Origin of the sequence: Lysobacter sp. GX 14042, from assembly GCF_021390425.1 — a bacterium.
Lineage (GTDB): Bacteria > Pseudomonadota > Gammaproteobacteria > Xanthomonadales > Xanthomonadaceae > Novilysobacter.
Genome location: NZ_JAJUWY010000009.1, coordinates 25,108 through 49,426, shown reverse-complemented (window position 1 = coordinate 49,426; position 24,319 = coordinate 25,108). Strand labels below are relative to the sequence as shown.

Sequence of the window (24,319 nt, the reverse complement as noted above, 5' to 3'; positions counted from 1 at the left end):
GCCAACCTGCCCTGGGCGGCGGTCGGGGCCGGCCCGGCGGGGTGGCTTTCGGGCCATCCCGGCCGGTTTTCACCGTGCTACGTTCCGGGCCCCTGACTGGTGGATGCCTGGAGAAAGCATGGAAGGCCTCGTTCGATCGCTGGGTGCGTGCCTGCTTGCGGGCGCGTTGGCACTTCCGGCCGTTGCCGCACCTGCCGACGGCGCGGGAGCGCCTGCGCCGGGTGCTTACCTGCAGCCTCCCGAACCCCTGCTCGGGGTGATGCGCGCGCCGCTGAATCCCTCGCCCTCGATCGATCCCACCGGCAGCCGCGCGCTGCTGGTGCGGCAGTCGCCCTTTCCCTCGATCGCGCGCGTGGCCGAGCCGCACCTGAGGCTGGCCGGGGTGCGGATCACGCCGGCAAACCACAGCCGCCACGACCGCTCCAGCGGCTACGGCATCCGCACCTGCCTGGAAGGCTTCAGCCTGTTCGAACTGGCCACGGGCGAGGAGACCGCCGTGGCGCTGCCCGAGGGCGCCTGTCCGGGCTTCGCCTCGTGGTCGCCGGACGGGCGGCGCTTCGCCTTCGACAACACCACCGCCGAAGGCGTCGAACTCTGGGTCGGCGATGCCGCCACCGGTGAGGCGCGACGCATCGAGGACGTGCAGCTCAATCCGGTCCTCGACTACGCGCTGCAGTGGCTGGGCGGCAGCGACCGCCTGCTGGTGAAGCGGGTGCCCGCGGACCTGGGGCCGGCGCCGGTGAAGGCGGAGGTCCCGTCCGGGCCCGAAATCACCGACGCCACCGACGGCAGTGGCGGCGAAAGCAGCACCTACGAGGCGCGCGACACGCTGTCCAGCCCCGCGGACGAGGCCCTGTTCGAGCATTACGCCACCGCGCGGCTGGCGACGGTGGACGTGGCCAGCGGCCAGGTCGTGCCGGTCGGCGGGTCCGCGGCCATCGGCCGGGTCAGCGCCGCGCCGGACGGACGCCACGTGCTGATGCACGTGCTGAAGCGGCCGTATTCCTATGTCACCGCCTGGAACCGCTTCGCCCACGACGTGGTGGTGCTGGACCTCGACAGCGGCCGCACCCGTGTCCTGGCCGAACTTCCGGTGGCCGACAGGGTGCCGGTGCGGGGCGTGCCGACCGGTCCGCGCAGCCATGCCTGGCGCGCGAACCAGCCGGCCACCCTGGTCTGGACCGAAGCACTGGACGGCGGCGACTGGAAGAACGACGTGCCCGAGCGCGACCGCCTGCTGACCCTGGCGGCCCCGTTCACCGCGGCGCCGCGCGAGATTGCCCGCCTGCCGCAGCGCCACGCCGGCACCGTTTGGTTCGCCGACGGCGGGCGCGCCCTGGTCTACGGATACGATGCCAACCGCAACTGGGTGACCACGCGCCTGCAGGACCTCGATGACCCCTCGCAGCCGTACCGCGTACTGTGGGACCTGTCGGCCAACGAACGCTACGCCGATCCGGGCAGCCCCGAGGTCCGCCGCCTGGCCAATGGGGCCGCGGTCCTGCACGAGGAGGATGGCGCGCTGTTCCTGTCCGGCGCCGGGGCGACGCCGCAGGGCGACCGGCCGTTCCTGGACCGCTTCGAGCTGGCCAGCGGCACCACCACCCGGCTGTTCCGCAGCGCCCCGGACGCCTACGAGAGCTTCGTCGGCTTCGTCGCCGGCGACACCTCGCGGCTGCTGACCTGGCACCAGTCGCCGGCCGATCCGCCCAACCTGCATCTGCGCGAATACGGCGACGTGTTGGCGGACGCGGCCGAAGGCGAGGCCGCGGTCGCCTCCAGCGCGCGCCGGCTCACCGCCTTCCCCGACCCGACGCCGCTGGTGCGCGGGGTCCGCAAGCGCCTGGTGAGCTACACCCGCGACGACGGCGTGGAACTCTCGTTCACCCTGTACACGCCGCCCGGCTACCGGGAAGGCGAGCGGGTCCCGGCGATCCTCTATGCCTATCCGATGGACTACGCCGACCCGTCCACGGCCGGCCAGGTCAGCGGTTCGGAGCAGACCTTCACCCGGCTGGCCGGTTACCGCCTGCTGCTGCTGGCCGGGTACGCCATCATCGACAACGCGGCGTTCCCGATCGTCGGCGACCCGCGCAATGCCTACGACACCTACCTCGAGCAGCTGGTGGCGAACGCCGGGGCGGCGGTGGAAAAGGCGGTGGAACTGGGCGTGGTCGATCCCGACCGCATCGGGGTCACCGGCCACAGCCACGGCGCGCTGATGGCGGCCAACCTGCTGGCGCACACCGACCTGTTCCGGGCCGGCGTGGCGTCCAGTGGCGGCTACAACAAGACCCTGACGCCCTTCGGCTTCCAGAACGAGCGCCGCTCGTTCTGGGATGCGCCCGGGGTCTACGACCAGGCCTCGACCTTCTTCCACGCCGACAAGGTCGACGAGCCGCTGCTGATCGTCCACGGCGCCGACGATGCCAATCCCGGCACCGAGGCCCTGCAATCGCCGCGTCTGTTCCAGGCCATCCGCGGCACCGGCGGCACCACGCGCCTGGTGATGCTGCCCTTCGAGCCGCACTGGTACACCGCGCGGGAGTCGAACGAGCACTTCGTGGCCGAGATGCTGGCCTGGTTCGACCGCTACGTGCGCGATGCCGGCCCCAGGGCAGGGGAGGCCGCGCCCGCGAAGGTAGAATGACCGGCCCCGCACCCACCAGGACCGCCATGTCCCAGACCCGCTCCGCAGGCGCGCGCTTCCGCGCGGCCGTCGCCGAAGAATCCCCGCTGCAGGTGATGGGCGCCATCACCGCCTACGCCGGCCTGATGGCCAGGCGGGTGGGCTACAAGGCCCTGTACCTGTCCGGCGGCGGGGTCGCGGCCAATTCCCTGGGCATGCCGGACCTGGGGATATCGACGATGGAGGACGTGCTCACCGACGCGCGCCGGATCGTGGATGCCACCGGGCTGCCGCTGCTGGTGGACATCGACACCGGCTGGGGCGGAGCGTTCAACATCGCCCGCACCGTCCGCAGCTTCGAGCGCGTGGGCGTGGCCGCGGTGCACATGGAGGACCAGGTCGGCCAGAAGCGCTGCGGCCACCGTCCGGGCAAGGAAGTGGTGTCGAAGGGCGAGATGGTCGACCGGGTCAAGGCCGCGGTCGACGCCCGCCATGACGGCGGCTTCGTGATCATGGCCCGCACCGACGCCGCCGCGGCCGAGGGCATCGATTCGGCGATCGAGCGCGCGGTGGCCTATGTCGAGGCCGGCGCCGACATGATCTTCCCCGAGGCGATGAAGACGCTCGCGGACTACCGCAGGTTCAAGGACGCGGTGAAGGTGCCGATCCTGGCGAACCTCACCGAGTTCGGCTCCACCCCGTTCTTCACCACCGGGGAGTTGCGCGGTGCCGGCGTCGACATCGCGCTGTACTGCTGTGGCGCGTACCGGGCGATGAACAAGGCGGCGCTGGGCTTCTACGAGACGGTGCGCCGCGAAGGTACCCAGAAGAACATCATCGACCGGCTGCAGACCCGCGCCGAGCTTTACGACTTCCTCGGTTACCACGAGTACGAGGACAAGCTCGACGCGCTGTTCGCCACGTCGAAGGACTGAGCTCCCTTTTCCCGCCCGCGGGAGAAGGGATTGAAGATACGAGGAACGATTACATGACCGAAACCACCACCCTGCCCAAGCCCAAGAAGTCCGTTGCCCTGTCGGGCACCGCCGCCGGCAACACCGCGCTGTGCACCGTCGGCCGCAGCGGCAACGACCTGCATTACCGTGGCTACGACATCAAGGACCTGGCGACCCGCTCCAGCTTCGAGGAGGTCGCCCACCTGCTGGTGCACGGCGACCTGCCGACCCACGGGCAGCTCAAGGCTTACCGGACCAAGCTGCGCCGCCTGCGCGGGCTCCCGGCAATCGTCACCGAAGCGCTGGAGCTGGTGCCGGCCGCGGCCCACCCGATGGACGTGCTGCGCACCGGTTGCTCGGTGCTGGGCACCGTGCTGCCCGAGCGCGAGGGCCACCCGGCGGCCGAGGCGCGCGACATCGCCGACCGGCTGATCGCCAGCTTCGGCTCGATGCTGCTGTACTGGTGGCACTTCACCCGCAACGGCCGCCGGATCGACACCGAGACCGACGACGACACCGTGGCCGGGCACTTCCTGCACCTGCTGCACGGCGAGCCGCCGGGCCAGCTGCACGTCGATGCGCTGGACAAGTCGCTGATCCTCTACGCCGAGCACGAGTTCAACGCCTCCACCTTCACCGCGCGGGTGATCGCCGGCACCGGGTCGGACCTGTACTCCTGCCTCACCGGCGCGATCGGCGCGCTGCGCGGGCCCAAGCACGGCGGTGCCAACGAGGTGGCGATGGACATCATCAGCCGCTATGGCTCGGCCGACGAGGCCGAGGCCGACATCCGCGCGCGCATGGAGCGCAAGGAGATCGTCATCGGCTTCGGCCACCCGGTCTACACCATCGGCGATCCGCGCAACCCGGTCATCAAGCAGATCAGCCGCGACCTGTGTGCCGAGGGCGGCAACCCGGTGCTGTTCGACGTGTCCGAGCGCATCGAGAACCTGATGATGGACACCAAGAAGATGTTCCCGAACCTGGACTGGTACAGCGCCAGCGCGTACCACATGATGGGCATCCCGACCCCCATGTTCACCCCGCTGTTCGTGATCGCGCGCACCACCGGCTGGAGCGCCCATGTGATCGAGCAGCGCGAGGACGGCAAGATCATCCGCCCCAGCGCGAACTACACCGGTCCGGAGAACCGCGAGTATCCACCGCTGGAATCGCGCTGAACCGGCGGGACCGGCGGATCCGGCAAACGGACACGCATATATAAGGAAAGGCCGCGCCCCGGGGCGCGGCCTTTCCGTTTCCGGGGTGGGGCGATTCCCCCCGGGAGTCAGTCCAGGCCCTCGGCACGCAGCACCGCCTGCACGCCCGGGTCGGCTTCCATGCGCCGCCTGAACGCCTCGATATTGTCCAGGCCGGCCAGGTCGACACCCATGGCACCGGCCCAGCGCAGCGTCATGTAGAAGTAGGGATCGGCGAAGCTGCGGAAGCCCGCCAGCCACTGCTTGCCCTGCAGCTGGCGGTCGGCACTTTCCAGCAGTCGGCGGATCCGGCCGAGCGTCGCCTGCCGCAGCGCGTCCGGGGCGCCATCGGGCGCGGCGAACAGGGCCGGGGCGAACAGCGGCAGGAAGGCCGGGTGCAGGTCGGCGTTGACGAAGGCCAGCCAGCGGGTGGCCTCGGCCCGCTGTCGTGCGCTCCCGTTCCCGGCCAGGCCGGCTCCGGGATGGGTATCGGCGATGTAGCCCATGATCGCGGCGTTCTGGGTGAGTACGAAATCGCCATCGACCAGTGCCGGGACCGCGCCCGAGGGATTGATCCGCAGGTAGGCGGGCGACTTCAGCGACTCGGGGGTCATCACCTCGGCCTGGTACTCGGTGCCTGTCCACTCCAGCGCGATGTGGTCGGCGGTCGAGCACGCGCCGGGCTTGGTGTAGAGCTTCATGCGGACTCCGGAAGGGAAAGCGGGCCGGCATTCTCGCCGACCCGCCCGTCATGTCCGTGTTTTCGCGCTGAAACGCTGTCTCGCGCTCAGGTCCCGCCGGGGGCGAGGTTCTGTACCCGCAGGAAGGTGTGGTCGCCGATGGTCGCCACCCGGTATGCGTTCTGCCAGTTGGGGCTGGCGATCGCCAGCGCCGCGAAGTGGCTCGCGCCGGGCACGAGCTCCTGGCGCTCGCCGGGGGGCAGTTCCCAGTTGCGCTGGGCGTCAAGGGCGATGGTCACCGCACGTGCCCACGCCTCGGTGTTGTGCAGCCGGTAGTTCGGCGAGACCAGGGTCGGCGCGAACTGCTTCCGCGCGGTCACCACCTCGCACACGCTGTCACCCCAAAGTCCGCTGTCGCGGCGGCGCAGGGCGACCTCGGCCACGGCCTGCTGGCCCTGGATGGACTGGTTGCGTGCCTCCAGGTAAAGCGTGGTGCTCAGGCACAGGGAATCTGCGGTTTGTGGCGGCAGGATGGAGGCCAGCCACAGGATCCATGCCAGTTTCATAGGTGTCTCCTTGCTCCGTAGGCGCATCCGCCTGCTTCCGGACTGCAACGGAAGAAGGCGGGCATGGCCGGACGTACTGGGGAGGGCTGCGGCTCTAGATGGCGCGCTTTGCCCCGGCGCCTGGTCCGCGGTCAACGCGGGTCGGGCGAGGGTGCCGCCGCCGACTTGGGCGGACGGAAAAGTCGCGGCACGGTACCGGCCGCAAAATAAACACAGCGTGAACGGTTGATTCACGTGCCGACCGTCCACGGCGGGATAGAAGCACCGGGCAACTGCCGGCCTTGCCGGCTGATCGCCGTCCGCTGGCCAGGCGTGGGTTGTTAGATGCGCGTTAACACTGCTTTCACAGAGCCAAACCTAACCTGCGCCGCGATGGCGTCACTAGGCGGCCGTCCCCACGCAATTCGGGAACCACGCACAAGCCGGTTTCGGATTTTGGACTCTTCAAGGAGAAACACATGAACAAGAAACTTCTCTGCGCCGCCCTCATCGGTGGCTTGGGCGTGGCCGGTGCCGCCGGTGCGCAGGAATTCGACGATCGCTGGTACGTCACCGGTTCGGCCGGCATGAATATCCAGGACAACGAGCGTGGTACCCGCGATGCACCGTTCGGCGCGATCGGCTTGGGCAAGTTCATCAACCCGAACTGGTCGGTCGACGCCGAGCTGAACTACCAGAACCCCAACACCGACCGTAACCAGGACCTCAACTGGAGCCAGTACGGCATTTCGTTCGACGTGCGCCGCCACTTCATCGCCGAAGGCCGTAACTGGAATCCGTACGTAGTGATGGGTCTGGGCTACCAGCGCGCCGAGGAGGAGTTCGATCCCTCCAACCCGCTGCTGCCCGCGCGCTTCGAGCGCAATGGCGCGCCAAGCGAGCGCAAGGAAGGCAACATCGCCGGCAAGGTCGGCTTTGGTGCGCAGGGTGACGTGGGCCGGGTGAAGATCCGTACCGAGCTGGCCTACCGCATCGATGCGGACGACGACAGCATCGGCGCATTCCTCAACGACGACGTGCCGCGCGACGATGGCGCCGACTGGTTCGGCGACGTGCTGGCCTCGGTCGGCGTCGTGGTGCCGCTGGGTCCGGAGCCGGTCGCCCCGGTTGCCCCGGCGCCGGCGCCTGCCGCCCCGAGCTGTGCCGACCTGGACGACGACGGCGACGGCGTGAACAACTGCGACGACAAGTGCCCGAACTCGCAGCCCGGCCAGACCATCGGTCCGGACGGTTGCCCGGTGCCGGTGTCGATCGACCTGCGCGGCGTGAACTTCGACTTCGACAAGTCGACCCTGCGTCCGGACGCGGTGGCGGTGCTGGGCGAGGCGGTGCAGATCCTGCAGCGCTACCCGGACCTGCGCGTTGAAGTCGCCGGCCACACCGACCTGTGCGGCGCCGACGCCTACAACCAGTCGCTGTCGGAGCGTCGCGCCAATGCGGTGTACGACTACCTGACCAGCAACGGCATTGCCGCCTCGCGCCTGGTGGGCCCGAACGGCTTCGGCGAGAGCCGTCCGCTCGAGAACACCCCGCAGACCCTGCCGCAGTGCAAGAGCGAGACCAACCGCCGCACCGAGCTCAACGTCCAGAACTGAGCACGGCGTCCACACGCGGATAGAGGCGTGAAACCGCCTCGAGCGAAGCCCGGTTCGCCGGGCTTCGTCTTTGTTGCGGATGCAGTCCTGCCGTGTAGACAGGTTGCTGAATGTGTATGATTCGGCGCGTTCACCCCGTTTCACATCCCCCGAAGGAGCACAACTGATGAAGACTCGCCTGCTTGGCACGGCGCTTCTCGCGGGCCTGGCGCTGACCGCCACGGCCAACGCGCAGGAGTTCGATGATCGCTGGTATGTCACCGGTTCGGCCGGCATGAACATCCAGGACAACGATCGCGGTACCCGTGATACCCCGTTCGGGGCGATCGGCGTGGGCAAGTTCATCGACCCGAACTGGTCGCTGGACGCCGAGCTGAACTACCAGAACCCCAACAAGGACGCCAACCGCGACCTGAACTGGAGCCAGTACGGCATCTCGCTCGACCTGCGCCGCCACTTCGTGGTGGAGGGCCGTGGCTGGAATCCGTACCTGCTGATGGGCCTGGGCTACCAGCGCGCCGAAGAGGAGTTCGACGCGTTCCCGAACCCGGTTTCCCCGGGTGAGCGCGAAGACGGCAACCTGGCGGCCAAGGTCGGCTTCGGTGCCCAGGGCGACGCCGGTCGGGTGAAGATCCGCACCGAGCTGGCCTACCGCGCCGACTTCGACGACCAGAGCGTCAATGCCCCGAACGAGGACTGGTTCGGCGACCTGCTGGCCTCGGTCGGCGTCGTGGTGCCGCTGGGTCCGGAGCCGGTCGCCCCGGTTGCCCCGGCGCCGGCGCCTGCCGCCCCGAGCTGTGCCGACCTGGACGACGACGGCGACGGCGTGAACAACTGCGACGACAAGTGCCCGAACTCGCAGCCCGGCCAGACCATCGGTCCGGACGGTTGCCCGGTGCCGGTGTCGATCGACCTGCGCGGCGTGAACTTCGACTTCGACAAGTCGACCCTGCGTCCGGACGCGGTGGCGGTGCTGGGCGAGGCGGTGCAGATCCTGCAGCGCTACCCGGACCTGCGCGTTGAAGTCGCCGGCCACACCGACCTGTGCGGTGCCGACGCCTACAACCAGTCGCTGTCGGAGCGTCGCGCCAATGCGGTGTACGACTACCTGACCAGCAACGGCATTGCCGCCTCGCGCCTGGTGGGCCCGAACGGCTTCGGCGAGAGCCGTCCGCTCGAGAACACCCCGCAGACCCTGCCGCAGTGCAAGAGCGAGACCAACCGCCGCACCGAGCTCAACGTCCAGAACTGAGCCCGCTGCACGGGGGATCTCCTCCAGCAGTACCAGGAAGCCCGGCCTTGTGCCGGGCTTCCTCTTTTGCGCTCACCGAATGTGCCCTGAATGGTTGTCGCTCCGGCCCGTGCGGGCCTACACTGCCGCGGTCGAACGGGCGGTGCACGGCCGCCGGTCCATATGCAGGAGAGCACCCATGGAACGCGTCATCGCGGCCGCCGTACTGATGTCCCTCGCCAGCCTCGCACACGCGCAGGCGCCGGCCGACTGCGCTGCACTCGCCGCGCCCCAGCTGGCACCCGCCGCCACCGACATCGCGCCGGTTGCCGGTGAACTGGAATTGCCGGCGCAGCCGCTTGGCATTGCCGGCGGGGTGCTCGACCAGTCGCTCACCGGCGATTTGTCCGCCGAGCAGGTGCTTTACCGCCAGCAGCTGGAGGGTTGCGCGCAGCTCGCAAGCGTGCAGCCGATATCGGGTGGCGCGATGGAGGTTCCGTCGGTTTCCGGCGTGCCTCCGATGGACGCGGCACCCGCGGAGCTGGAGGTCGTACCGGGCGCCGGGGCGATGGTCGCCAGCGCCACTCCGGCGGCACCTGCGCCGGAGCTCATCGATGCGGCGACCTACAAGCCGCGGACCGAATTCGACAATACGCCGTGGCGGTTCAACATGAACCAGAACGGCGAGCGCATGACCGCCGATGCCTTTGCCGCGTGGATGGAGGCCAAGGGCGTGCGGGTGGCGAAGGGTCGCACGCCGGTCGAGGGCGATGCCGCCGCCGGGGAGTTGCTGCCCCAGGCGCCGGAGGGTGCCGCCGAGGAAGGGATCAAAGTCGAATAACCGCTTGGCCGGTCGTACGCACGAATGAAAACGGCCGCATTGAACGCGGCCGTTTTCCGTTGCGCTGCCGGAGCGGGTCAGTCCTTGAGCACGCCCAGCTCGTGGCCGATGCGGGTAAACGCGTCGACCGCACGCTCCAGCTGCTCGCGGGTGTGTGCGGCCGATACCTGGGTGCGGATCCGGGCCTGCCCCTGCGGCACCACCGGGAAGAAGAAGCCGATCGCGTAGATGCCTTCCTCCAGCAGGCGCTCGGCGAAACGCTGGGCCAGCGGGGCGTCGTAGAGCATCACCGGCACGATCGGATGCGTGCCGGGCTTCAGGTCGAAGCCGGCGGCCTCCATGCGCCCGCGGAACCAGGCGGTGTTCTGCGCCAGCCGCTCGCGCAGTTCGCCGGCCTGGTCGAGCATCTGGAAGGCCTTGGTGCCCGCGGCCACCACGTGCGGCGGCAGCGAGTTGGAGAAAAGATAGGGGCGCGAGCGCTGGCGCAGCATCTCGATCACCTCGGCCTTCGCGGTGGTGAAGCCGCCCACCGCGCCGCCCATGGCCTTGCCCAGGGTGCCGGTGAAGATGTCGATCTTCTCCATCACCCCCTTGACCTCGGCCGAGCCGCGGCCGGTGGCGCCGATGAAGCCGGTGGCGTGGCACTCGTCGATGTGCACCAGCGCGTCGTACTTTTCGGCCAGTGCGGTGATCTCGTCCAGCGGCGCGATGAAGCCGTCCATCGAGAACACGCCATCGCTGGTGATCATGATCGTGTTCGCGCCGTCCTCGCGGGCCTGCCGGAGCTGCTTCTCCAGGTCGGCCATGTCGCAGTTGGCGTAGCGGTAGCGCCTGGCCTTGCACAGGCGCACGCCATCGATGATCGAGGCGTGGTTGAGGCTGTCGGAGATGATCGCGTCCTCCGGTCCCAGCAATGGCTCGAACAACCCGCCGTTGGCGTCGAAGCAGGCGGCGTAGAGGATGGTGTCCTCGGTGCCGAAGAAATCCGCGATGGTCTTCTCCAGCTCCTTGTGCAGGTCCTGGGTGCCGCAGATGAAGCGCACCGAGGCCATGCCGAAGCCGTGGGTGTCCAGCGCCTCGCGGGCGGCCTGGATCATCGCCGGATGGTCGGCCAGGCCCAGGTAGTTGTTGGCGCAGAAGTTCAGCACCGTGCGGCCGTCCTCCAGCGTGACCTCCGCGGACTGCGGGCCGGTGATGATCCGCTCGGACTTGAACAGCCCCTGCCCGCGGATTTCGTCGAGGGTGTGTTCGTAGCGTTCGGTCAGGGACATGGAAAACTCCTTGATTCGGTCCGTCATCCCCGCGAACGCGGGGACCCATGGACGTTGTTCTTGCCCGGATGGGCCCGTGGCGCCAGCCACCCGGATACGGGCGCATGCCCGGCGTGGATTCCCGCGTGGGCGGGAATGACGGGTACTGCCCTTACCAGCCCAGTACGACCTTCCCGGCCCTGCCGGATTCCATCAGGTCGAAGCCCTGCTGGAACTCATCCACCGGCAGCTGGTGGGTCAGCACCTTGCCCAGCGGGAAGCCGCCGAGCACCAGCTGGGTCATCTTGTACCAGGTCTCGTACATCTTCCGGCCGTAGATGCCCTGCACGGTCAGGCCCTTGAAGATGATCCGGTCCCAGTCGATGCCGGCGCCCTTGGGCAGGATGCCCAGCAGGGCGACCTTGCCGCCGTGGTACATGCAGTCGAGCATGTCGTTGAAGGCGCGCGGGTTGCCGCTCATCTCCAGGCCGACGTCGAAGCCTTCCATGTGCAGTTCGGCCATCACGTCCTTCACCGAGGTGTTGGCGACGTTGACCACGCGGGTGGCGCCCATGTCGGCGGCCAGCTTCAGGCGGTAGTCGTTGACGTCGGTGACCACCACGTTGCGCGCACCGATGTGCTTGCACATGCCGGCGGCGATGATGCCGATCGGGCCGGCGCCGGTGATCAGCACGTCCTCGCCGACCACGTCGAACTCCAGCGCGCAATGCGCCGCATTGCCATAAGGGTCGAAGAAGGCGGCCAGCTCGGAGGGGATCTGGTCCGGGATCGGCCACAGGTTGGTGGCCGGCATGACGATGTACTCGGCGAACGCACCATCGCGGTTGACGCCGATGCCGACGGTATTGGGGCACAGGTGCTGGCGCCCGCCGCGGCAGTTGCGGCAGTGGCCGCAGACGATGTGGCCTTCGGCCGAGACCCGCTGGCCGACCTGGTAACCGGTGACCCCGGGGCCGACCCGGACCACGCGGCCGACGAACTCGTGGCCGATCACCAGCCCGGGCTCGATCGTGCGCTGGCTCCACTCGTCCCACAGGTAGATGTGCAGGTCGGTGCCGCAGATCGCGGTCTTCTCGACCTTGATCAGCACCTCGTTGGCGCCGGGCGTGGGGACCGGGACCTCTTCCATCCAGATGCCCCGGGCGGCCTCGCGCTTGACCAGCGCGCGCATGGTGGTGGGCAGCTCGGGGGCGGGATTGGCGTGGGGCATCGGATGGGCCTGCAGGGGAAACGTGACCGCAGATTGTACCGGCGCGGCGGTGAATGCCGGACCCCGCGGGGCGTGACTGCCGGGCCTTGCAGCGCACGCACGGGCCTGCCTATCTTCACCGGTCGACCCATCGGGGAATCCCATGAAGATCCGTATCCTCCCGGCCGCGCTGGCGCTCTCGCTGCTGCCCGCCGCCCTGCTCAACGCCCCTGCCGCCCATGCCGACGAAGGCATGTGGCAGCCCTCGCAGATGCCCGAGCTCGCCGGACGGCTCAAGGCGCTCGGCCTGCGGATGGAGCCGGAGGCACTCTCCGACCTGGCGGCCAAGCCGCTCGATGCGGTGATCAGCCTCGGCGGGTGCACCGCCAGCTTTGTGTCCCCTCGGGGGCTGGTGGTGACCAACCACCATTGCGCCTACGGCAACCTGCAGTACAACTCGACCCCGGAGCGCGACCTGCTGGCCGACGGCTTCGTCGCCCGCGACCTGGCCGAGGAGCTGCCGGCGGCGCCGACCTCGCGCATCTACGTCACCCAGGACATCCGTGACGTCACCGCGCAGGTGACCGACGGGCTGGAGGGCATGGACGGCAAGCAGCGCTTCGATGCCATCGAATCGCGCAGCAAGGCGCTGGTGGCCGGGTGCGAGGCGCCGGGCGGGCTGCGCTGCAACGTCTACAACTTCCACGGCGGGCTGCAGTTCTCGCTGATCCGCCAGCTGGAGATCCAGGACGTGCGCCTGGTCTATGCCCCCTCGGAACTGATCGGCAAGTTCGGCGGCGACGAGGACAACTTCGAGTGGCCGCGCCATACCGGCGACTGGGCCTTCCTGCGCGCCTACGTGGGCCCGGACGGCAAGCCGGCGCCGTATTCGGAAGGCAACGTGCCGTTCGAGCCGGCCAGCTGGCTGACGGTGTCCCAGCAGCCGCTGGTCGAGGGCGACTACGTGATGGTCACCGGCTACCCGGGCCGGACCAACCGCTACCGGCTGGCCGACGAGGTCGAGCAGGTCATCGATTGGCAGTATCCGGTGACGGTGCAGTACCTGCGCGATTCGCTGGAGACCATCGAGCGCACCACCGCCGGCGACCGGGCCGCGGCGCTGAAGTACGCCTCCACGGTGGCCGGCTACAACAACGTGCTCAAGCTCTACCAGGGCAACCTGGACGGCTTCGCCCGGATGGAAGACCCGGTCGGCATGAAGCGCGATCGCGAGAACGCGTTGCGCGCGTGGCTGGCGGACGGGGGCGCGCGGGGGCGCGAGACGATCGCCGCGATCGACGAACTGGCCCGGGAGCTCGAGCAAGAGCGGACCACCCGCGAGCGCGACCTGTGGCTGGGCAACGTCAACGGCGGACTGGCCGGGGTGGCGGTGCAGCTCTATCGCAACGCCCTGGAGCAGGCAAAGCCGGATGCCGAGCGCAAGACCGGGTACCAGGAGCGCGACGCGGCCCGGCTGCGGGGCGCGCTGGAGGCCTTCGACAAGCGCTACGACCCGGCCGTCGACCGTGCGCTGATGGCCCTGCGCCTGCAGCGCTATGCGGAACGCGTTCCCGCCGCGCAGCGGGTGCCGGAGCTGGACGCCTGGCTGGGGATCGGCGCCGCCGACACCACCATCCCGGAGCTGGATGCGCGGCTGGACGCACTCTATGCCTCCGCGCTGGGCGACCAGGCCGAGCGCCTGCGCTGGCTGCAGGCCGATGCCGCGTCGATCGAGGCCTCCGCGGACCCGGCGCTGCAGTTCGCGGTGGGCCTGATGCCGGTGCTGCTGGCCGACGAGGAGCTCGAAGAGGCCCGCGCCGGCCGGGTCTCCGCGCTGCGCCCGCAGTTCATGCAGGCGATGATCGATTTCAACGCCGACCAGGGGCGTGCCGTCTACCCGGACGCCAACTCCTCGCTGCGGATCACCTTCGGCACCGTGCGCGGCTATTCCCCGCGTGATGGCGTGCGGATGGTGCCGTTCACCACCCTCGACGGGCTGGTGGCCAAGGTCACCGGCAAGGAGCCGTTCGCCTCGCCGCAGTCGCAGCTGGACGCGATCGCCGAAGGGCGCGGCGCGCAGTACCGCATGGAGTCGCTGGGCGACGTGCCGGTGAACTTCCTCAGCGACGTCGACACCACCGGTGGCAATTCCGGCTCGCCGACCCTCAACGCCGACGGCGAGCTGGTCGGACTGCTGTTCGACGGCAACTACGAGAGCCTCAACGCCGGCTGGATCTTCAACCCGGAACTCACCCGCTCGATCCACGTCGACACCCGCTACATGCGCTGGGTGATGGACGAGGTCGACCACGCCGAGCACCTGCTCGAGGAGATGGGACTGCCCCATGACTGACCACCGCACGCTCCGCCGCGGCCCCCGGTTGGCCGCACTCGCACTTGCCGCCGGCACCGCGCTGGCCGCCCACGCCGACGAGGGCATGTGGCTGCCCGCGCAGCTGCCGGAGATCGCCGCCCAGCTGCGCGAAGCCGGCTTCCAGGGCGAGCCGGCCGCGCTGGCCGACCTCACCCGGCCGCCGCTCAATGCGGTGGTGCGGGTGGGCGGCGGCACCGGTGCGTTCGTCTCCGCCGATGGCCTGCTGCTGACCAACCACCATGTGGCCTTCGGGGTGATCCAGTACAACTCCACGCCCGATCGCGACCTGATCGAAAACGGCTATGTCGCGGCCACCCGGGACGACGAGCTGCCGGCCAACCCGGACTACCGGGTGCGGGTGACCACCGGCTTCGACCGCGTCACCGACCGGGTCCTCGCCGGCGCCCGCGGCAAGACCGGCCGCGCCTACCACGACGCCGTCGAGGACGCGCGCAAGGCACTGGTGGCCGAGTGCGAGCAGGAGCCCGGCAACCGCTGCAGCGTGGTCGACGTGCACTACGGCGCCGACTTCTACCTGGTCACCCAGCTGGAGCTGCGCGACATCCGCCTGGCCTACGCCCCGCCGGACGCGATCGGCGGCTACGGCGGGGAGATCGACAATTTCATGTGGCCCCGCCACAGCGGCGATTTCACCCTGTTGCGCACCTACGTCGGCCCCGACGGGCGGCCGGCGGACTTCTCCCCCGACAACGTGCCCTACACCCCGCCGGCGCACCTGCAGGTGTCCACCGCGGCGGTGGAGGAGGGCGATTTCGCCATGCTCGCCGGCTACCCGGGGCGGACCTTCCGCCACCGCATGGCCTCCGAGTTCGCCGAACAGGTGGGCTGGCAGCTGCCATCGCGGGTGGCGCTGTACGGCGGGCTGCTCGACACCATCGCCGAACGCACCGAAGGCCAGCCGGAGCTCAAGGTGCGCTACGCCGCGACCGTGGCCAGCCTGGAGAACAACCTCAAGCGCGCCCGGGGGGAGCTGGAGGGCCTGCAGCGCAGCGATGCGGTCGAGGTTCGCGCCGCCGACGAGGCGGCGATGCTCGATTGGCTGCGTTCGCGGGGCGATGCGGAGGCCACCCTGGCCGATATCGACGCCGTGCGCGCGGTGCTCGCCGAAGCCAGTGCCACCCGCGAGCGCGATCAGCTGGTCGCCACCTTGGGACGCACCGAGGTCTTCGACGCCGCCCTGCGCCTGCAGCGGCTGGCGCTGGAGCGCGGCAAGCCCGACGCGCGGCGCGAGTCCGGCTACCAGCTGCGCGACGAGCCGCTGATCCGCGCCGGCCTGGAGCGGGTGCAGCGCCGCTACGCCGAGCCGGTGGAAAAGGCCCTGCTGGCCAGCCTGGTGCGTCAGTACCTGGCCCTGCCGGCCGACCAGCACCTGCCGGAGTTCGACCGGGTGTTCGGCACCGACCCGGCCGCGCTCGACCAACGCATCGACGCGCTCTACGCCGGCACCACGCTGGACCAGGCGCAGGCGCGGCTGGACTGGCTGCAGGCCGACCCGGCCGCGCTCGCCGCCGCGGACGATTCCCTGCTGCGGGCCGCCGCCACCCTGCTGCCGGCGCTGCTGCGCATCGAGGACGAGGCCAAGGCCCGCGAGGGCGAACTGCTGCGCCTGCGGCCGTCCTACATGCGCACGCTGGTCGGGTACCGCCACTCGCAGGACCGTGCGGTGTATCCGGATGCCAACTCGACGCTGCGGGTCAGCTACGGCCGGGTCAGCACCCTGCGGCCACGCGACGGGGTGCTCTACCAGCCGCTGACCACGGTGGCCGGGATCGTCGAGAAGCACACCGGGCAGGCGCCGTTCGACGCCCCGGAGCGCCTGCTGGAGGCGATCGCCGCCGGCGACTTCGGCAACACCGCCGATGCCGCGCTGGGCACCCAGACCGTCAACCTGATGACCAACCTGGACACCACCGGCGGCAACTCCGGCTCGCCGGTGCTCGACGCCGAAGGCCGGATCATCGGCCTGAACTTCGACAGCAACTGGGAGTCGGTCAGCGCCAGCTGGATGTACGACCCACGCTACAAGCGGGCGATCCACGTCGACATGCGCTACATGCGCTGGCTGATGGACAAGGTCTACCCGGCGCACCACCTGCTCGGCGAGATGGCCCTGCCGGTCGACTGAGGGCTCCTGGTCCGCCGCCCCGCACCGGGGCGGCGGCATGACCGGCGACCCTGCCGGCGCGGCCGCGGCACGGCTACACTCGGCGGGTTTCCATTCCCGAGGAGCGTACCCATGCGTCATTCCATCCTGGCCGTCGCCATCGCGCTGGCGGGCACCGGTACCGCCATGGCCGGAGAGGGCATGTGGGTGCCCCAGCAGCTGCCCGACATCGCCGGCCCGCTGAAACAGGCCGGCCTGGAGCTGGCGCCGGAGCAGCTCGCCGACCTGACCGGCGACCCGATGGGCGCGGTGGTCTCGCTTGGCGGGTGCACCGCCAGCTTCGTCTCCCCGCAGGGCCTGGTGGTCACCAACCATCACTGCGCCTATGGCGCGATCCAGCTCAACTCCACCGCCGAGAACAACCTCATCGAACTGGGCTTCAATGCCGGGACGAAGGAAGGCGAGCTCTCCGCCGGGCCGAACGCCCGCATCTACGTCCTCGATGGGATCACCGACGTCACCGCGCAGGTCCGCGCAACGCTGGAGGCGGCCGGCGACGGCCGTGCCCGCACCCACGCGCTGGACGCCCTGGAAAAGCAGCTGGTCGCCGACTGCGAGACCGAGCCGGGCTACCGCTGCCACCTGTACAGCTTCCTGGGCGGCAACGACTACCGGCTGTTCCGCAACCTGGAGATCCGCGACGTCCGCCTGGTCCACGCCCCGCCCAACAGCGTCGGCAGCTACGGCGGCGACATCGACAACTGGATGTGGCCGCGCCACACCGGCGACTTCAGCTTCTACCGCGCCTACGTCGGACCCGATGGCAAGCCCGCGCCGTACAGCGAAGACAACGTGCCCTACCAGCCGAAGCACTGGCTGAAGGTCGCCAGCCAGCCGCTGGAGGCCGGTGACTTCGTCATGGTCGCCGGTTACCCGGGGCGCACCTTCCGCTGGGCACTGGCCGACGAGTTCGATGCCACCACCGGCTGGAGCTACCCGACCACCCGGGATCATTACCAGGACCTGGTCGGGCTGGTCGAAGCCGCCGGCGCGGCCGACAAGGACATCGAGGTCAAGTACGCCAGCACCGTGCGGGGCTGGCACAACGTGATGAAGAACTACGGCGGCCAGCTCGAGGGCTTCGAGCGCATGGGCGCCAGCGCGATCAAGCACCGCGACGAGCAGGCCGTGCTCGACTGGCTGCGCGGCCAGGGTGCCGAAGGGCAGGCGGCGCTGGACGCGCACGCCACCCTGGTCGAGTTGCTGGAGCAGGGCAACGCCACCCGCGAGCGCGACCTGGTGGTCCCGCAGCTGTTCCGCACCGGTGCCCTGGGAACCGCGCGCACCCTGCACCGGCTGTCGATCGAGCGTGCCAGGCCCGATGCCGAGCGCGAAGCGGGCTACCAGCAGCGCGACCTGCCGGGCATCGAGGGCGCGATGCGGCAGATGGACCGCCGCTATCACCCGGACATGGACCGCCAGCTGCAGGAATATTGGCTGCGCCAGTACGTCGCCCTGCCGCAGGACCAGCGCGTCCCGGCCCTGGACCAGTGGCTCGGCGGTGACGGCGAGGCAGCCGTGCAGGCGGCGCTGGACCGCCTGGCCGGCACCGCGCTGGGCGGGCTGGACACCCGGCTGGCGCTGCTGGAATCCGACCAGGCCACGCTGGAAGCGAGCGGGGATCCGGCGATCGAACTGGCCGTGGCGATGGCCCCGTACTTCACTGCCCAGGAACAGGCCCGGAAGGACCGCGAGGGCGTGGAGCTGCTGGCACGGCCGACCTGGCTGCAGGCCGCGGCCGACTACCGCCGCAGCCAGGGCGGGCATGTCTACCCGGACGCCAACTCCTCGCTGCGCATCACCTTCGGCAACGTCCAGGGCTACACCCGTCCCGACGGCGTCGAGCTGCCGCCGTTCACCACACTGGAGCAGATCCCTGCCAAGCACACCGGCGAGGATCCGTTCAACGCCCCGCAGGTGCAGCTGGAGAAGATCGCCGCCGGCGAGTACGCCGGCCTGGCCAGCGAGGAGCTGGGTACCGTCCCGGTCAACTTCACCGCCGACCTGGACATCACCGGCGGCAACTCCGGCTCCCCGGTGCTGGACGCCCGCGGCGAGCTGGTCGGCCTGGTGTTCGACATGAACTGGGAGTCGGTCGCCTCCAACTGGGTGTTCAACCCGGAGCTGACCCGCGTCATCGCCGTGGATGGGCGCTACATGCGCTGGATCATGGAAGAGGTCTATCCCGCGCCGGAAGTGCTGCGCGAGATGGGGCTGGCCGACTGATTCCCGGCCATGGCTGAGCGCCTCGACCTTGCCGGGTGGCTCGAACGCATCGGGCAGCTGCACCCGGCCGGGATCGCGCTGGGCCTGGACCGGGTGCGCGGGGTCGCCACCCGCATGGGCCTCGGCCGGCCGGCGGCCGAGGTGGTACTGGTCGCCGGGACCAACGGAAAGGGTTCGACCGTCGCTTTCATGGAGGCGATCGCCCGTGCCGACGGGCGCCGGGTCGGCAGCTACACCTCGCCGCACCTGCTGGCCTACAACGAGCGGGTGCGGATCGATGGCGAGCCGGTGGACGATGCCGCGCTGGTCGAGGCCTTCGAGGCGGTGGAGGCGGCCCGGGCGCCACGGGGTGGCGGGGCCGTCGCGCTGACCTACTTCGAGATGGGCACCTTGGCGGCGCTGTGGCTGTTCGGGCGCGCCGGGCTGGACCTGGCATTGCTGGAGGTCGGCCTGGGCGGGCGGCTGGATGCGACCAACATCGTCGAGCCGGACGTGGCGGTGATCACCACCGTCGACATCGACCATGCCGACTGGCTGGGCCCGGATCGCGAGAGCATCGGCCGCGAGAAGGCCGGCATCGCCCGGGCCTGGAAGCCGCTGGTGCTGGGGGATGACGACCCGCCCTCCAGCGTGCTCGAGCGCGCCTATGCGATCGGCGCCAGCGCACTGCGGGTGGGCTGCGACTTTTTCTTCGAGCCGTCACCGGCGGACGCGGAGCCGGGCCTGTGGCGCTGGCGCGAGGTCGGCTGCCGGTTCGACCTGCCGCGGCCCGCGCTGGCCGCCCCGGTGCAACTGCGCAACGCCGCGGTCGCCATCGCCGCCCTGCGCGCGCTGGAGCAGCCGCCGGCGGAGCGGGCGATCCGGGAGGGCCTGGTGGCGGCGCGGCTGGTCGGGCGGCTGCAGCGTTTCCAGCGCGACGGGATCGAAGTGCTGGTCGACGTCGGCCACAACCCGCAGGCCGCGGCCGCGCTGGCGCAATGGCTGGTCGACCACCCGGCCACCGGCGCCACCCGTGCGGTCTACGCCGCGCTGGCCGACAAGGACGCGGCGGGGGTAGTCGCCGAACTGGCCGGCCGGATCGCCCACTGGCACCTGGCGGGGCTGGAAGGCGAGGGCGCGCGCTCCTGTGACGGCGCCGGCCTGCGCTCGCGCCTGGCCGGGACCGACGCGGCGTCGGGCAGCGTGCACGCCGATGTCGCCGGTGCGCTGGAGGCCGCGCTCGCCGCGTCGATCCCGGGTGACCGGGTCCTGGTGTTCGGCTCATTCCACACCGCTGCGGCCGCGTTGCGCCTGCTGCAGGCTGCGCCGGGATGAACGCCGGTACGCGGCGGCCCGGGCAGGGCGGGCGGCACGGCTATAATCGCCGGGCATTCCCCTGCATCGAGCCCAGATGGAACCTGCCCTGAAACAGCGCCTGGTCGGTGCCGCCGTGCTGGTGGCGCTGGCTGTCATCTTCCTGCCGATGCTGATCAAGGGGCCTGCGCCGGAGAGCGGCGTGGGCGATATCCCGCTGGACGTGCCGCCGGAGCCCGCGGGCGAGTTCGAGACCCGCGAGCTGCCACTGCTGCCGCCGCGCACGCCGGCACCGGCGCAAGGCGGGGAAGACGAAGAAGGACTCGTCGCGGGTGGCGGGCTGCCGACCGTCGACACCGCCGGGGAACGCGCCCAGGCCGCCTCGGCGGAGCAGGCCGAAGCAGAGTCGGAAATGATGCCGCCGGCGACCGCCGGGGGCGGATTCGCGGTGAGCTTTGGCAGTTATGCCAACCCGGCCGACGCCCAGCGCGTGGTCGCGGCATTGCTGGCCTCGCAACTGGCCGGCTACCAGGAGCCGGAGCAGCGTGACGGCCGGACCCTGCACCGGGTGCGCATCGGCCCGTTCGACTCGCGTGCCACCGCCGAGGTCGCGCGCCTGCGCGCGGCCCATGTGCGCGACGACGTGGGCTCGCAGGTGGTGGTGCTCGATGCGGCCCGTCATCCGGATGCCGCCGAGCTGGCCGATGCGCCGCAGGAGCGGCCGGTCCGCAAACCGGACCCGCAGCCCGCGCGCCAGACCGGGTCGGGCTCCGAACGCCAGCCGGCCGTGGCCCGGCAGCCGGAGCCCGATGCGCCGGCCGCCCCTGCAGCGCCAAAGCCGACGGCCGCTACGCCGCCGGCCACCACGCCGCCGGCCGCCGCCGTCGGCACCGGCTTCGCCGTCCAGCTGGGCTCGTTCAGCAGCGAGGCCTCGGCCAACGCCCTGCGCGACCGTGCCCGCAGCCAGGGGCTGAGCGCGTTCGTGGAGGCGGTGCAGACCGACAAGGGTCGCGTGCACCGGGTGCAGGTCGGCCCGGTGGCCGACCGCGCCGCCGCCGAACAGCTCAGGGTGCAGGCCAAGGCGCGGCTGCAGATCGACGGCCTGGTCCACTCCCATCCCTGACCGGCGGGGCCCAGGATGACCGCCATCGATCTGGTGTTGCTGGCGATCGTCGCCGTGTCCACGGTCTTCGGCGCCTTCCGCGGCCTGATCGGGGTGCTGGCCTCGCTGGCCGCCTGGATCCTCGCCGGCTGGGGCGCCTTCCGTTTCGGCGCCGAAGTGGCGCGGATGCTGGAGCCCGATGGTGTCCCGGGGACGGCCCAGCTGTTTGGCGGCTATGCGCTGGCCTTCATCGGCGTGCTGCTGGTGGTCGGCATCGCCGGCTGGCTGCTGCGCAAGCTGGTGCACGGCATCGGTCTGTCGGCGATGGACCGCTTCCTCGGCCTGCTGCTCGGCCTGGCACGTGGCGTGCTGATCGCCTGCGTGCTGGTGCTGCTGCTGGGCCTGAGCGAGCTGCCCCGGGAGCCGGCCTGGCAGCAGTCGCGCTTGCTGCCGGTTTTCCTTCCCGGCGCGTCGTGGCTGGCAGGCCTGTTGCCCGGCTGGGTCGCGGCCGAGCTGGACCTGCGCGGCGAGCGCAGCGGTCCCGCGCTGATCGCCCCGCTCCCGGCGCCCGAGGGCGCCTGAGCTTCTTCTTTCCGCAATACAGCAGGACATACGACCATGTGCGGCATCATCGGAATCGTCGGCCAACACGACGTCGCGGCGCAGCTCTACGACGGACTGATGGTGCTGCAGCACCGCGGCCAGGATGCCGCCGGCATCGCCACCGCACATGGCCACCGGCTGCTGGTGCACAAGGGCAACGGCCTGGTCAGCGACGTGTTCGACGCGGCCGCCATGCGCAAGCTGGTCGGCCACATCGGGGTCGGCCACTGCCGCTACCCGACCGCGGGCAGCGAGGGCCACGAGGAGGCGCAGCCGTTCTACGTCAACTCGCCATACGGCATCGCGCTCGCCCACAACGGCAACCTGGTCAACACCGAGGCGCTGCGCGCGGAGGTGTTCGCCCAGGACCGGCGCAACGTCAATACCGAGTCCGACTCGGAAGTGTTGCTGAACGTCTTCGCCCATGAGCTCGACAAGCAGCGCGAGCTTTCGCCCGAGGCGGCCCTGCGCGCGCTGGAGAACGTCTACCGGCGCTGCACCGGAGGGTTCGCCGCGGTGACCATGGTGCTGGGCCTGGGCCTGGTGGCGTTCCGCGACCGCAACGGCATCCGGCCGCTGGTGCTGGGCCGGCGCAGCGGGCCGGCCGGCGACGAATGGGCGGTGGCCTCCGAGTCGGTCGCCTTCGACCTGATCGGCTTCGAGCGGGTGCGCGACGTGGCCCCGGGCGAGGGCATCGTGATCACCGCGGACGGCCGGCTGCACTCGCGCATGTGCACCGAGCCCGGCGAGCACACCCCGTGCATCTTCGAGTACGTCTACCTGGCCCGGCCGGACTCGATGATCGACGAGGTCTCGGTGCACAAGGCGCGCATGCGCATGGGCCAGAAGCTGGGCGAGAAGATCCTGCGCCTGCGGCCCGGCCACGACATCGACACGGTGATCCCGATCCCCGACTCCTCGCGCGATGCCGCGCTCGAAGTCGCCAACGTGCTGGGGGTCAAGTACCGCGAGGGCTTCGTCAAGAACCGCTACGTCGGCCGGACCTTCATCATGCCCGGCCAGGAGCAGCGCACGAAGTCGGTGCGGCGCAAGCTCAACCCGATCCCGCTGGAGTTCCGCAACCGGGTGGTGCTGCTGGTCGACGACTCGATCGTGCGCGGCACCACCTCGCGGCAGATCGTGCAGATGGTCCGCGACGTGGGCGCGCGCAAGGTCTACCTGGCCTCGGCGGCACCGCCGGTGCGCTACCCGAACATCTACGGCATCGACATGCCGGCGGCCGAGGAGTTCATCGCCCACGGCCGCAGCGAGCGGGAGATCGAGGCGCTGCTCGGCGTGGACTGGCTGGTCTACCAGGACCTGGCCGACCTGGAGGACTCGGTCGCCAGCCCGAAGGGCGGGCCGACCCGGTTCGACTGCTCCTGCTTCAATGGCGAGTACGTCACCGGCCCGGGCGAGGACTACTTCGAGCGCATCCGCCAGCTGCGCTCGGACGCCGCCAAGACCACCCGCCGCCAGCCCCTGTAGGAGGAGCGGCGAGGAGCGGCCATGGCCGCGATCGCCAGGACATGCCCGGTTCCCTGTTCGAAGCCGCACGCGCCTGCCTTGACGCCGCCAGCGTCGCGGCCAAGCTCGATGCCACGTTCGCGGCGACGGCCGCCTTCGGCCGCGGCGAACTGGTGGTGCCCGACGATGCGCCGGCACCGGAGCCGGTCCGCATGCCCGGCCGGCCCGCGCGCCCGCAGCTGGTCCACCCCCGCGGGCTGCCGCGGCGCGGGCTGGGCAGCGTGCAGGGCCGCGCCGCCTTCATCCACGCCATCGCCCACATCGAGTTCAATGCCATCGACCTGGCCTGGGACGCGGTCTACCGCTTCCGCGGCATGCCGGCGCAGTACTACGCCGACTGGGTGTCCTGCGCCCGGGACGAGGCGCGGCACTTCGCCATGCTGCAGGCGCGCTTGCGCACGATGGGCCACGCATACGGCGATTTCGATGCCCACAACGGGCTGTGGGAAATGGCCGAGAAGACCGCCCACGACGGACTGGCACGCATGGCGCTGGTGCCGCGGGTGCTGGAGGCCCGCGGCCTCGACGTCACCCCGGGGATGATCCGGCGCCTGCAGGACGTGGGCGACACCGCCACGGTGGAGATCCTGGAGGTGATCCTGCGCGAGGAAGTGGCGCACGTGGCCGCCGGTTCGCGCTGGTTCCGCTGGTACTGCGAGCGCGCCGGGGTGGCGCCGCTTCCGACCTTCCGCCGCCTGCTGGCCGAGTACGCGCGCGCCGTGCTGTACGGCCCGTTCAACCACGAGGCGCGCAGCCGCGCCGGCTTCAGCGCGGACGAGTTGCGGATGCTGGAAGAAAGCCTGCTCACGACGGACTGATCGCGGGCCGCTATGGTCTGCGCTCACAGGTCCA

18 protein-coding genes are annotated in these 24,319 nt (G+C 70.4%); 14 read left to right on the top strand and 4 right to left on the bottom strand.

The annotated features are described in order from the left end of the window. The first annotated feature begins 118 nt into the window (after positions 1–118). From LY625_RS11725 to prpC, 3 genes are read left to right on the top strand one after another with little or no spacing between them, the layout of a single operon-like run. Positions 119–2,650 (top strand): prolyl oligopeptidase family serine peptidase, encoded by a 2,532-nt coding sequence (locus tag LY625_RS11725; protein ID WP_233740392.1) that lies wholly within the window; start codon positions 119–121, stop codon positions 2,648–2,650. Between the two features lie 26 nt (positions 2,651–2,676). Then, the gene (prpB, locus tag LY625_RS11720; protein ID WP_233740391.1) at positions 2,677–3,564 is read left to right on the top strand and encodes a methylisocitrate lyase; all 888 of its coding nucleotides are present in this window, start codon (positions 2,677–2,679) and stop codon (positions 3,562–3,564) included. 53 nt (positions 3,565–3,617) lie between these two features. Beyond that, positions 3,618–4,766 carry a 2-methylcitrate synthase gene (gene prpC, locus LY625_RS11715; protein ID WP_233740390.1) on the top strand — a complete coding sequence of 383 codons (1,149 nt, stop codon included), beginning with the start codon at positions 3,618–3,620 and terminating at the stop codon, positions 4,764–4,766. A 107-nt stretch (positions 4,767–4,873) separates the two neighbouring features. Here prpC and LY625_RS11710 read toward each other — a convergent pair whose 3' ends face one another. Together LY625_RS11710 and LY625_RS11705 are read right to left on the bottom strand one after the other, a co-directional pair. Then, positions 4,874–5,485, bottom strand: a complete 612-nt coding sequence (locus LY625_RS11710) for a glutathione S-transferase N-terminal domain-containing protein (RefSeq protein ID WP_233740389.1) — start codon at positions 5,483–5,485, stop codon at positions 4,874–4,876. Positions 5,486–5,571: 86 nt separating this feature from the next. Beyond that, entirely contained in the window at positions 5,572–6,030 is a 459-nt protein-coding gene (locus tag LY625_RS11705; RefSeq protein ID WP_233740388.1) for a cell wall hydrolase, read from the bottom strand. 458 nt (positions 6,031–6,488) lie between these two features. On the opposite strand from LY625_RS11705, the gene LY625_RS11700 reads away from it, so the two are divergent. The 3 genes from LY625_RS11700 (at position 6,489) to LY625_RS13530 (ending at position 9,697) form a co-directional block, all read left to right on the top strand. Next, positions 6,489–7,625 carry an OmpA family protein gene (locus tag LY625_RS11700; RefSeq protein WP_343223490.1) on the top strand — a complete coding sequence of 379 codons (1,137 nt, stop codon included), beginning with the start codon at positions 6,489–6,491 and terminating at the stop codon, positions 7,623–7,625. A 166-nt stretch (positions 7,626–7,791) separates the two neighbouring features. Beyond that, positions 7,792–8,877 carry an OmpA family protein gene (locus LY625_RS11695; protein ID WP_343223489.1) on the top strand — a complete coding sequence of 362 codons (1,086 nt, stop codon included), beginning with the start codon at positions 7,792–7,794 and terminating at the stop codon, positions 8,875–8,877. Between the two features lie 178 nt (positions 8,878–9,055). Beyond that, positions 9,056–9,697, top strand: a complete 642-nt coding sequence (locus tag LY625_RS13530) for a hypothetical protein (RefSeq protein WP_343223488.1) — start codon at positions 9,056–9,058, stop codon at positions 9,695–9,697. Positions 9,698–9,774: 77 nt separating this feature from the next. On the opposite strand, the gene kbl is transcribed toward LY625_RS13530, so the two are convergent. Both kbl and tdh read right to left on the bottom strand, forming a co-directional pair. Further along, positions 9,775–10,995 (bottom strand): glycine C-acetyltransferase, encoded by a 1,221-nt coding sequence (gene kbl, locus LY625_RS11685; RefSeq protein ID WP_233740387.1) that lies wholly within the window; start codon positions 10,993–10,995, stop codon positions 9,775–9,777. Between the two features lie 124 nt (positions 10,996–11,119). After that, positions 11,120–12,151, bottom strand: a complete 1,032-nt coding sequence (gene tdh / locus LY625_RS11680) for an L-threonine 3-dehydrogenase (protein ID WP_233740427.1) — start codon at positions 12,149–12,151, stop codon at positions 11,120–11,122. Between the two features lie 169 nt (positions 12,152–12,320). On the opposite strand from tdh, the gene LY625_RS11675 reads away from it, so the two are divergent. The 8 genes from LY625_RS11675 (at position 12,321) to LY625_RS11640 (ending at position 24,285) form a co-directional block, all read left to right on the top strand. Continuing rightward, positions 12,321–14,510, top strand: a complete 2,190-nt coding sequence (locus LY625_RS11675; RefSeq protein WP_233740386.1) for a S46 family peptidase — start codon at positions 12,321–12,323, stop codon at positions 14,508–14,510. 85 nt (positions 14,511–14,595) lie between these two features. Further along, positions 14,596–16,677: a S46 family peptidase gene (locus tag LY625_RS11670; RefSeq protein WP_233740426.1), complete on the top strand. Its 2,082-nt coding sequence runs from the start codon at positions 14,596–14,598 to the stop codon at positions 16,675–16,677. Positions 16,678–16,857: 180 nt separating this feature from the next. Further along, complete coding sequence (locus LY625_RS11665) at positions 16,858–18,942, top strand: S46 family peptidase (protein ID WP_233740425.1); 2,085 nt, start codon at positions 16,858–16,860, stop codon at positions 18,940–18,942. A 9-nt stretch (positions 18,943–18,951) separates the two neighbouring features. Then, the gene (gene folC / locus LY625_RS11660) at positions 18,952–20,256 is read left to right on the top strand and encodes a bifunctional tetrahydrofolate synthase/dihydrofolate synthase (RefSeq protein ID WP_233740385.1); all 1,305 of its coding nucleotides are present in this window, start codon (positions 18,952–18,954) and stop codon (positions 20,254–20,256) included. 76 nt (positions 20,257–20,332) lie between these two features. Continuing rightward, positions 20,333–21,358, top strand: a complete 1,026-nt coding sequence (locus LY625_RS11655) for an SPOR domain-containing protein (RefSeq protein ID WP_233740384.1) — start codon at positions 20,333–20,335, stop codon at positions 21,356–21,358. Positions 21,359–21,373: 15 nt separating this feature from the next. Continuing rightward, the gene (locus LY625_RS11650; protein ID WP_233740383.1) at positions 21,374–21,919 is read left to right on the top strand and encodes a CvpA family protein; all 546 of its coding nucleotides are present in this window, start codon (positions 21,374–21,376) and stop codon (positions 21,917–21,919) included. A 36-nt stretch (positions 21,920–21,955) separates the two neighbouring features. Next, positions 21,956–23,428 (top strand): amidophosphoribosyltransferase, encoded by a 1,473-nt coding sequence (purF, locus tag LY625_RS11645; RefSeq protein ID WP_233740382.1) that lies wholly within the window; start codon positions 21,956–21,958, stop codon positions 23,426–23,428. Between the two features lie 41 nt (positions 23,429–23,469). Beyond that, positions 23,470–24,285: a ferritin-like domain-containing protein gene (locus LY625_RS11640; protein WP_233740381.1), complete on the top strand. Its 816-nt coding sequence runs from the start codon at positions 23,470–23,472 to the stop codon at positions 24,283–24,285. The last annotated feature ends 34 nt before the right edge of the window (positions 24,286–24,319 follow it).

Excerpts from the sequence above, each read along its gene's own strand:
- LY625_RS11725 (WP_233740392.1), top strand. The coding sequence starts at position 119 with ATGGAAGGCCTCGTTCGATCGCTGGGTGCGTGCCTGCTTGCGGGCGCG.
- prpB (WP_233740391.1), top strand. The coding sequence starts at position 2,677 with ATGTCCCAGACCCGCTCCGCAGGCGCGCGCTTCCGCGCGGCCGTCGCC.
- prpC (WP_233740390.1), top strand. The coding sequence starts at position 3,618 with ATGACCGAAACCACCACCCTGCCCAAGCCCAAGAAGTCCGTTGCCCTG.
- LY625_RS11710 (WP_233740389.1), bottom strand. The coding sequence starts at position 5,485 with ATGAAGCTCTACACCAAGCCCGGCGCGTGCTCGACCGCCGACCACATC.
- LY625_RS11705 (WP_233740388.1), bottom strand. The coding sequence starts at position 6,030 with ATGAAACTGGCATGGATCCTGTGGCTGGCCTCCATCCTGCCGCCACAA.
- LY625_RS11700 (WP_343223490.1), top strand. The coding sequence starts at position 6,489 with ATGAACAAGAAACTTCTCTGCGCCGCCCTCATCGGTGGCTTGGGCGTG.
- LY625_RS11695 (WP_343223489.1), top strand. The coding sequence starts at position 7,792 with ATGAAGACTCGCCTGCTTGGCACGGCGCTTCTCGCGGGCCTGGCGCTG.
- LY625_RS13530 (WP_343223488.1), top strand. The coding sequence starts at position 9,056 with ATGGAACGCGTCATCGCGGCCGCCGTACTGATGTCCCTCGCCAGCCTC.
- kbl (WP_233740387.1), bottom strand. The coding sequence starts at position 10,995 with ATGACGGACCGAATCAAGGAGTTTTCCATGTCCCTGACCGAACGCTAC.
- LY625_RS11675 (WP_233740386.1), top strand. The coding sequence starts at position 12,321 with ATGAAGATCCGTATCCTCCCGGCCGCGCTGGCGCTCTCGCTGCTGCCC.
- LY625_RS11670 (WP_233740426.1), top strand. The coding sequence starts at position 14,596 with ATGTGGCTGCCCGCGCAGCTGCCGGAGATCGCCGCCCAGCTGCGCGAA.
- LY625_RS11665 (WP_233740425.1), top strand. The coding sequence starts at position 16,858 with ATGTGGGTGCCCCAGCAGCTGCCCGACATCGCCGGCCCGCTGAAACAG.
- folC (WP_233740385.1), top strand. The coding sequence starts at position 18,952 with ATGGCTGAGCGCCTCGACCTTGCCGGGTGGCTCGAACGCATCGGGCAG.
- LY625_RS11655 (WP_233740384.1), top strand. The coding sequence starts at position 20,333 with ATGGAACCTGCCCTGAAACAGCGCCTGGTCGGTGCCGCCGTGCTGGTG.
- LY625_RS11650 (WP_233740383.1), top strand. The coding sequence starts at position 21,374 with ATGACCGCCATCGATCTGGTGTTGCTGGCGATCGTCGCCGTGTCCACG.
- purF (WP_233740382.1), top strand. The coding sequence starts at position 21,956 with ATGTGCGGCATCATCGGAATCGTCGGCCAACACGACGTCGCGGCGCAG.
- LY625_RS11640 (WP_233740381.1), top strand. The coding sequence starts at position 23,470 with ATGCCCGGTTCCCTGTTCGAAGCCGCACGCGCCTGCCTTGACGCCGCC.